The following is a 7,569-nucleotide window of genomic DNA, read 5'->3' on the forward strand; positions in this document are numbered from 1 at the left end:
CCGTGTATAAATTAGTGGTTTCTGGTGTTTAAAACTAACTGTTTAAGCGATTTTACTGTATAATTTGCGACCCTTGATAATGTGGCCGCAGGTTATACAGCAATGAATTTTAAATCTTTTAGTTTTGCCCCTGAACTTATTCAGGCGTTAGACGAACTTAATTACCACACCCTTACGCCCATTCAGCGCGCAGCTATTCCGGCTGTTCGTAAAGGTAAAGACGTTTTAGCGAGTGCTCAAACCGGCACAGGTAAAACCGCTGCCTTTGCACTCCCTATTATCCAAAAGTTATTTGAGTCAGATAGCAGTACTACGAATGCGCCAAGCGCCTTAGTCCTTGCACCTACGCGTGAGCTTGCAGAGCAAATAGCTAATAACTTTAAAGACTTTGCTAAGTACACTTCGCTAAAAGTAGTGAGTTTATTTGGTGGTGTTAATACCGCAGGACAAGAAATTGCACTCAAAGAAGGTGTGGATATTGTAGTAGCAACACCAGGGCGTTTACTTGATCATATTCGTTTAGGTAACTTAAGCCTTGCCCAAGTAAAACACTTAGTACTTGATGAAGCTGACCGTATGCTCGATATGGGCTTTATTAATGACATGCAAAGCGTGATAAAAAGCTGTGCTGATGAGCGTCAAATCTTATTGTTTTCAGCAACTTTCCCAGCAGCAATTAAACAATTTGCCTCTAAAGTGCTAAAGCAACCTGAAATTGTGCGTGTTGATCAAACTAACAGCACCGCAAGCACAGTACAACACGTGGTTTACCCGGTAGAAGAGCGCCGTAAGCAAGAGTTACTTTCTGAGCTAATTGGTAAGAAAAACTGGCAGCAAGTGCTGGTGTTTGTAAACATGAAAGAAACCGCAGATGAGCTAGTCACTGAGCTTAACCTAGACGGTATCCCAGCGGCAGTGTGTCATGGTGATAAATCGCAGGGTAACCGTCGTCGTGCGTTACGTGAATTCAAAGAAGGCAAAGTACGCGTTTTAGTTGCAACAGAAGTTGCAGCACGTGGTATTGATATTGACGGTTTACCGCGCGTTATTAATATTGATTTACCTTGGCTTGCTGAAGATTACGTACACCGTATTGGCCGTACAGGTCGTGCTGGTAACCAAGGACAAGCAATTTCGTTTGTTAGCCGCGAAGAAGAAAACATGTTGTTTGAAATTGAAACCTTAATTGGTCAAAAAATTAAACGTGTTTACTTAGAAGGTTACGAAGTAAGTAATCGTGAAGTACTGATTGATAAAATTGGTAAAAAGCCAGCGCATTTACGCCGCACCCGTGCTAATAAGCCATCAGGCCAAGCTACCGGTGAAGCGAGAGCGAAGAACCGTTCGCGTATTTCTAATGTACGTAAAAGCTTAAAAGGCGAAAAGCTATCACTTAAAAAGTAAGATAGCTAAGCCATTAAAAAAAACTGAGTTTACTCAGGTTTTTTTATGCCTAATACATTATCGATAATAGCAGCGTACGCATAAGCAGCCGCTTCAGCGTTCTGATTAGCTATAACTGATAAACAACAGGTAAGTGGCTTACTTTACCAACCGGTAAAGTAATATGAGTTGTCCCTGCAATGGCAGGCAATGAACTACTACTGCCTTTAAAGTTATCGCCGTTAATTAAATCGGTTTTCCACGCCGGCGAAACGGTGGGGGCAATTACAATATCGAGCTTATTATTGCGGTATAAATTGCTAATAGCGCGGTTTGCAAGTGCTTGATATCGCGCTTTGGTTTTTTGATATTGTTGTTTCTCACTCAAATCAACCGCGTTGGCTTGCTGTAAAATATCTTGCTCAAAGTAGAGCATTTCTTGCTTTTTATTTGCGGTATTGAATGCGATTAAATCGTCTAAACTTTTTACCGTTACTTGCGTTGGTGTTTGGCTTAAATAGTGATTAATTTCGGCTTTAAAGTCGTAAAGCAATATAGCGTATTCATCAACGTAAAGTGTGCTTAAATCATCTTTTACTTCAACATTGACAACGGTATGACCTGCGTCTTTTAATGCTTGTAGCTGTTTAGCGTAAAGTTTTTGTGTTTCCACAGTAAACTTACTGGCAGGTAAAGCGCCTATTCTCAGTGACGGCTTAGGCGCTATACTATCAAGCTTTCTATTTACGTTGAGTGTTGATACATCATTAGGGTCTTCCCCTTGAATGACGGACAATACTGCGAGTGCATCTTTTAAAGAATGTGCCATTGGGCCTACCGAATCTTGGCTACTAGAAAGTGGCACCACGCCTGCGCGCGAAACTTGTCCCATACTGGGTTTTATGGCGTACACCCCATTAACCGAAGCAGGACAGGTAATTGAACCATCGGTTTCTGTGCCCAGCGCAATAGGCGCAAAATTTAAAGCAACCGCCACAGCAGAGCCCGAGCTTGAACCACACGGATTACGCGTTACATCATGGGCGTTATGGGTTTGCCCACCTATTGCACTCCAACCAGATGACGAATACGATGAGCGAAAATTAGCCCATTCACTTAAGTTCGCTTTGCCTAAAATAATAGCGCCTGCTTGGCGTAATTGTTTAACCACAAAGGCATCTTTATTGGTAATGTTATTTTTAAGTGCTAATGAGCCCGCTGTAGTGGGTAATGTACCTGTTGTTTCAATGTTATCTTTTAGTAATACCGCAATACCATGTAAAGGGCCTGCCCATTTTCCGGCTTTAAATAGTGCATCGAGTTGTTTGGCTTGTTCAATTGCAGTGGGCTCAATACTAATTACCGCATTATATTTAGGATTGAGCGCGTTTATTCTGTCGATATAAGTGCGGGTAAGCTGTTCAGCTGTAGTGCTATTATTTTTATAGGCACTGTGAATGTCACTAATGGTTTTAAGCTCTGTATTGTTAGCCGCTGCGTGTAAGTTAGTTATTGTACAAACACATAATGTTAAAAGTAGCCGTTTTATACTCATTGTTATTATCTATTTTATGGAAACACAGGTTATTTTTAGCACAAAAAAACCTCACAATGTGAGGTTTTTCGATAAAGGTCGATTAAATCGAGTTAGGCGTTTTCTAGCATCGATAACGCAACCGCCTCTGCGGCTTTAATACCATCAATGCCCGCTGATAAAATACCACCCGCATAACCCGCGCCTTCACCTGCAGGGTAAAGCCCTTTAGTATTAATACTTTGGAAGGTTTTATCGCGCTTGATACTTATTGGTGATGAAGTACGCGTTTCTACCCCAGTGAGTAAGCCATCATTAGTTGAAAAACCACGAATTTGCTTGTTAAAAGCAGGAATTGCTTCACGCAAGGCTTCAATCGCAAAAGGAGGTAATACGTTGCTTAAATCAGTCAGTTTTATACCTGGCGTATACGAAGGCTGTACATCCCCTAAATTAGCCGATGATTTACCTTTTAAAAAGTCGCCAATAAGCTGTGCAGGGGCATCGTAGTTTTTACCACCAAGTTCATAGGCTTGCTCTTCTAGTTTACGCTGTAAATCAATGCCGGCTAGGGGATGCCCAGGGAAGTCTTTTTCTGGCGAAATACCCACTACAATAGCGCTGTTCGCATTTCGTTCACTACGTGAATATTGGCTCATGCCATTGGTGACGACTCGGCCTTCTTCAGATGTTGCGGCAACTACTGTGCCGCCAGGGCACATACAAAAGCTATATACAGTACGGCCGTTATTACAATGGTGTACTAATTTGTAATCTGCAGAGCCTAAAATAGGGTTACCCGCATTATCGCCAAAGCGGCATTCATCAATCATTGATTGCTTATGTTCTATTCTAAAGCCCACTGAAAAGGGTTTAGCTTCAACATAAATGCCTTTATCGTGGATCATTTTAAACGTATCGCGGGCACTGTGGCCAACCGCTAATATCACATGGCGAGTTTCGAGCTGTTCACCATTAGAAAGCGTAAGCCCAGTCACTTGGCCGTTGTCTAAATGGATATCGTCAACGCGCGTGCTAAAACGAATTTCTCCACCAAGTTCTATAATTCGGGCGCGCATTTTTTCAATCATGGTTACCAGTTTAAAGGTACCAATATGCGGCTTACTCACGTATAAAATTTCTTCAGGAGCACCAGCCTCTACAAACTCAGTAATGACTTTACGACCATAATGTTTAGGGTCTTTTACTTGGCTGTAGAGCTTACCGTCTGAGAACGTGCCTGCGCCACCTTCACCAAACTGTACGTTTGATTCTGTATTAAGGGCCTTTTTACGCCAAAAGCCAAAGGTGTCTTTGGTGCGCTCACGCACTTCTTTACCGCGCTCTAAAATAATTGGGTTAAAGCCCATTTGTGCCAACACTAAACCGGCAAATAAGCCACAAGGGCCAAAGCCAATTACCACAGGGCGTTCTTTAATACTGCTATTGGCGTGCGCTACAAATTTGTAGTTGGTGTCAGGGGAGACTTTAACGTGTTGGTCTTTTTCAAACGAGCTTAACAGTTGTGCTTCGTTATCCACTTCAACATCAAGCGTGTAAATCAGTAAAATGGCGCTTTTTTTACGTGCATCGTAACCGCGTTTAAACACATTGTAGCTGTGTAGCTGCTCTGGGCTTATATTTAATTTATTGATGATGGCTTGGCCAATGGCATTTTCGTCATGGTCAAGCGGCAGCTTTATTTCGGTTAAACGTATCATTAATATCTCTTTAGGTGTCATAGCGGGGATTAAATTCCGCTCACAATAAGGGGTGTGCACAAAGCGCTGATTTATAAGCGCCATATGTTACGTTAAATTGCCCACTTTTGGCACTTATTTATTGTGTTTTGGTAAGGGTTGGGTATGATCCGCAGCTGTTATTGTGAAACATTAGGTATTAAACCATTATGGCGTTTGTAGTCACCGAAAATTGTATAAAATGTAAGTACACTGATTGCGTATCAGTATGCCCTGCAGATGCATTTTTTGAAGGTCCTAATTTTTTGGCTATTAGCCCTATTGACTGTATTGACTGTGGTTTATGCGTACCTGAGTGTGCCGCTGATGCTATTTTTCAAGAAGATGAATTACCTGAATCGCAAAAAGAGTTTACCCAATTAAATGCGGAGCTAGCAGAAATATGGCCACGTATAACGCAAGTTAAACCCGCCCCGGAAGATGCCGATAGCTGGAATGGTGTGGCTAATAAATTAAAACTTCTCGACACATAATCATTCCACTTCGTTGTGTATTAGTTTTTTGTTAATTTTATTGCAAATAATAGCGCGCAACTATTAACAAATGTACCTGTATAATTTACACTCCTGAGCAAAGTTTACTTTTAACAAGTAAATAAACCTAAATGGATGTTTATGCAGTACTTTATACCTATAAAAATAACAACATTGCTGTTTTTTATCAGCTTCAGCCTCGGTTTAACTCTCAGCCCTAATGCACTTGCCGATAAGCTTAATTATCAACTCGCGCACATTAATAAAAATATTGATGTAGATGGCGTGCTTAACGAGCCACATTGGCAACAAGCAACACATGTTGCGGTAAATTACCAAGATGAGCCGAATGAAAAAGGCACACCGCCAGTAAAAACAGATGCATACCTTTATGACGATGGTCATAATTTATATGTGGCGTTTGTAGCTTACGACCCCGATCCGAGTAAAATTCGCGCGGCGCTTCGTGACAGAGATACCCTCTGGCAAGATGATACTGTCGGTTTGGTGATTGATACCTTTAACGATGAACGTACAGGCTATGAGTTTTATGTAAACCCACTGGGCGCTCAAGGTGACCTTCGCATGACGGATACCGATGAATGGGTGTCAGACTTATCGTGGGATGCCATTTGGGACAGTGCCGGTACCATAAACGAGCAAGGTTACGTAGTTGAAATGCGTATTCCGTTTAAAGCGCTGCGATTTGCGCAAAATAAAGATCAATCTACCTGGGGTTTTGCTGTAATGCGAAACTATCAGCGTGATGTGTTGTATCAATTATCAAGCACAGGCTTTGACCGTGATATTAAATGTAGTTTATGTCAGTTTGACAAAATAAGCGGATTTAATAATTTAGCACCAAGTAAAAACCTACAGCTAACGCCAACATTAACCGCACTGAGAAACGATCAAAAAACACAGGTACCGGGTGCGTGGGATAATGGCGATGTAGACACTGAAGTAGGGCTTGATCTTCGTTGGGGAATCACCAAAGATGCCGTGATCAATGCCACCATAAATCCAGACTTTTCTCAGGTAGAAACCGATTCTTTAGAACTGGATGTAAACACCACTTACTCTATTTATTACGCTGAAAAGCGTCCGTTTTTCTTAGATGGCGCGTCTTATTTTAAAAGTAATTTATTTGAACTGCTTTATACCCGTACCATAGCTGAGCCTAATATTGGTGCAAAGCTCACCGGTAAAACCGATAGCCACAGTTATGCGCTAATGTTTGCCGATGACGACAACAGTAATGTTTTACTGCCCAGCAACCAAGGCTCAGGCTTTGCCAGCCTAAATGATAAAACTAAGGCGGCGGTGGCTCGATACCAATATGATATTGGCCAACAAGGTACTATTGGTGTCACTTCAACATATAGAGAAAGTAGTGATTACCATAATACGGTGTTATCGGTTGATGGCAGCTATTGGTTTAATCAGTCAGATACGCTTAATTACCAAATAGCCCATGCTGATACCAACAACTCGCAGTTTTTAGTTGATAACTACAATTTAGCAGACACTCAGTCGGATATGGCGTATGCATTAAAGCTGACACGCGATAAGCGTGATTATAAGCTCTACGCGACCTATGACAATATTGGTGAGGATTACCGCACCGATTTAGGTTATCAAGAAAAGGTAGACTATGAAAAAGTAGGCTTTGGTGGCGGACAAACTTGGTATGGTGATGAACATGACATGCTAACAACCTGGTCATACACCGCCGATTGGGATAAAACCTGGGCGCAAAATGGCGAGTTACTTGAAGAAGAATACGAAGGTTACATGACCTTTCAAGGTCAAAAGCAGTCTGTATTTGAGCTGGGTTTATTAAATCGCTATGAAAATTATAACGGCAAGTTTTATAACCAAAATATTGGTTATTTTTATACGGCTTTTAGACCGTCAAAAGATCTGAGATTATCGTTATATGCCGAATACGCAAGCCGTATAGATTACACTAATGAGCAGCTAGGCGATGTTTTAACCACACAATCGCAGGCTGTTTGGGATATTAATAACCATTGGCAGGTCGATGTTAGGCATAATTATAGCCATTTAGATGATTACCAAGGGCGACGTGTTTTTACCGCAAACCTTATTGATTTTAGGCTTTATTATAAGTTTAGTATGCGCGCTATGCTTAAGCTGATTTTACAGTTTGAAGATATAGACAGAAATGAGGATGCTTACTTTTATCAGGTTAGCGAAATCAACAAAGATTACGGTAGTCAGCTGGTGTACTCATACAAAATTAACGCACAAACCTTATTTTACTTAGGGTATTCAGATAAAGGTTATCAGGATGACTCGTTAAAAAGCATTGAGCGAGACCAACGTACTTTCTTTACTAAAGTCAGTTATGCGTGGCAGTTATAACGCTATAAATAATATAAAAGTAAGATTTTGC

4 protein-coding genes and 1 pseudogene are annotated in these 7,569 nt (G+C 41.2%); 3 read left to right on the forward strand and 2 right to left on the reverse strand.

The window, feature by feature from the left end; genetic code table 11:
- Positions 1 to 102 precede the first annotated feature (102 nt).
- Entirely contained in the window at positions 103 to 1,404 is a 1,302-nt protein-coding gene (locus P20311_RS14055; RefSeq protein ID WP_008114027.1) for a DEAD/DEAH box helicase, read from the forward strand.
- A 29-nt stretch (positions 1,405 to 1,433) separates the two neighbouring features.
- Here the strand turns inward: P20311_RS14055 and P20311_RS14060 are convergent.
- Together P20311_RS14060 and P20311_RS14065 are read right to left on the reverse strand one after the other, a co-directional pair.
- Positions 1,434 to 2,938, reverse strand: a pseudogene (locus P20311_RS14060) (amidase family protein).
- A 92-nt stretch (positions 2,939 to 3,030) separates the two neighbouring features.
- Positions 3,031 to 4,638, reverse strand: a complete 1,608-nt coding sequence (locus P20311_RS14065; protein ID WP_024600895.1) for an NAD(P)/FAD-dependent oxidoreductase — start codon at positions 4,636 to 4,638, stop codon at positions 3,031 to 3,033.
- A 188-nt stretch (positions 4,639 to 4,826) separates the two neighbouring features.
- On the opposite strand from P20311_RS14065, the gene fdxA reads away from it, so the two are divergent.
- A complete protein-coding gene (gene fdxA / locus P20311_RS14070; protein ID WP_008114035.1) occupies positions 4,827 to 5,150 on the forward strand; it encodes a ferredoxin FdxA in 324 nt (107 codons plus the stop codon).
- Positions 5,151 to 5,291: 141 nt separating this feature from the next.
- Entirely contained in the window at positions 5,292 to 7,538 is a 2,247-nt protein-coding gene (locus P20311_RS14075) for a carbohydrate binding family 9 domain-containing protein (RefSeq protein ID WP_008114037.1), read from the forward strand.
- The last annotated feature ends 31 nt before the right edge of the window (positions 7,539 to 7,569 follow it).

This window comes from Pseudoalteromonas sp. BSi20311 (genome assembly GCF_000239875.1).
Classification (GTDB): Bacteria; Pseudomonadota; Gammaproteobacteria; order Enterobacterales; family Alteromonadaceae; genus Pseudoalteromonas.